General features: G+C 72.0%; 2 protein-coding genes. Both read right to left on the bottom strand.

Annotated elements, in window-relative coordinates:
- On the bottom strand, positions 1–794 hold a 794-nt coding region (locus H5J33_RS34480; protein WP_181798597.1), incomplete at its 3' end, for an RNA methyltransferase.
- Positions 795–905: 111 nt separating this feature from the next.
- Positions 906–1,632: uroporphyrinogen-III C-methyltransferase (cobA, locus tag H5J33_RS34475; RefSeq protein ID WP_181798596.1), on the bottom strand; the 727-nt coding region annotated here is incomplete at its 5' end.

Genomic DNA, 1,632 nt, shown 5'->3' with positions numbered 1-1,632 from the left:
ACCGCGTAGAACGCCACCGCCGCCGCCGCGCCCACGTTGAGGGAGTCGACGCCGTGGGACATCGGGATGCGCACCCATTGGTCGGCGGCGACCAGGGCCTGCCTGGACAGGCCGTCGCCCTCCGCGCCGAGCATGAGCGCCACCCGGTCCATGCGGTGCGGCGCGACCTCGTCCAGGCTGCCGGCCTTCTCGTCCGGGGTGAGCGCGAGCAGCGTGAAACCGGCCTCGCGGACCGACTCCAGGCCCTTCGGCCAGGTGTCCAGACGGGCGTACGGCACGGAGAACACCGCGCCCATGGAGACCTTGACGCTCCGCCGGTACAGCGGGTCGGCGCAGTCGGGCGACAGCAGCACCGCGTCCATGCCGAGGGCCGCCGCCGAGCGGAAGATCGCGCCGATGTTGGTGTGGTCGTTCACCGACTCCAGGATCACCACGCGGCGGGCGGTGCGGAGCAGCTCGCCGGCCGTCGGCAACGGCTTGCGCTGCATGGAGGCGAGGGCGCCGCGGTGCACGTGGTAGCCGGTGACCCGTTCGGCGAGTTCCGGGCTCACGGCGTACACCGGGGCCGGGAGTTCGTCGATGACGTCGCGCATGACGTCGATCCACTTGGCCGAGAGCAGCATGGACCGCATCTCGTAGCCCGCTTCCTTGGCCCTGCGGATGACCTTCTCGCCCTCGGCGATGAACAGGCCCTCCGCGGGCTCCCGCCGGCGGCGCAGCTCCACGTCGGTCAGGTCCGTGTAGTCGGTCAGGCGCGGGTCGTCGGGGTCCTCGACGGTGATGAGATCGGCCACGGGGTGATACTGCCTTGTCCTGGGTGTGCTGCCAACGGCTGGGTGAGGGTCGCGTTACCGGGGGTTACCCGGAGTTGTCCGAGGGTTCCCGGTGGGTGTCCCCTACGGTGATCAGGCGGCGGGCTCGGGGCCGACCCGCACCACCTCGCCCACGACGATGACCGCCGGGGGCTTCACCTCCTGAGACCGTACCGCCTCGGCGACCGTGGCCAGGGTGGCGTCCACCCGGCGCTGGGCGGCCGTCGTGCCCTCCTGGACCAGGGCCACCGGTGTCGTCGGCGGCTTGCCGTGGGCGACGAGCGTCTCGGCGATCTTCCCGATCTTGTCGACGCCCATCAGGATCACCAGGGTGCCGGTGAGCTTGGCCAGCGAGGGCCAGTCGACCAGGGAGCGCTCGTCGTCGGGCGCCACATGGCCGCTGACCACGGTGAACTCATGGGCGACCCCCCGGTGTGTGACCGGGATGCCGGCCGCGCCCGGGACCGAGATGGAGCTGGAGATGCCGGGAACCACCGTGCACGGGATGCCGGCCTCGGCGAGCGCCTGGACCTCCTCCATGCCCCGGCCGAAGACGAACGGGTCGCCGCCCTTGAGCCGGACCACCGCCTTGCCCTGCTTGGCGTGCTCGATCAGCGCGTTGTTGATGGCCTCCTGGGCCATGTAGCGGCCGTAGGGGATCTTCGCCGCGTCGATCACCTCGACGTGCGGCGGCAGCTCGGCGAGCAGATCGCGCGGGCCCAGCCGGTCGGCGATGACGACGTCCGCCTCGGCGAGCAGGCGCCGGCCGCGGACGGTGATCAGATCGGGGTCGCCGGGTCCGCCGCCGACCAGCGCCACG

The sequence above is a fragment of the Streptomyces sp. WELS2 genome, from assembly GCF_013870595.1.
In the GTDB taxonomy this organism is placed as follows: domain Bacteria; phylum Actinomycetota; class Actinomycetes; order Streptomycetales; family Streptomycetaceae; genus Streptomyces.
The sequence above is the reverse complement of the archived record's forward strand: the minus strand, read 5'-3'. Positions and strand labels throughout refer to the sequence as shown.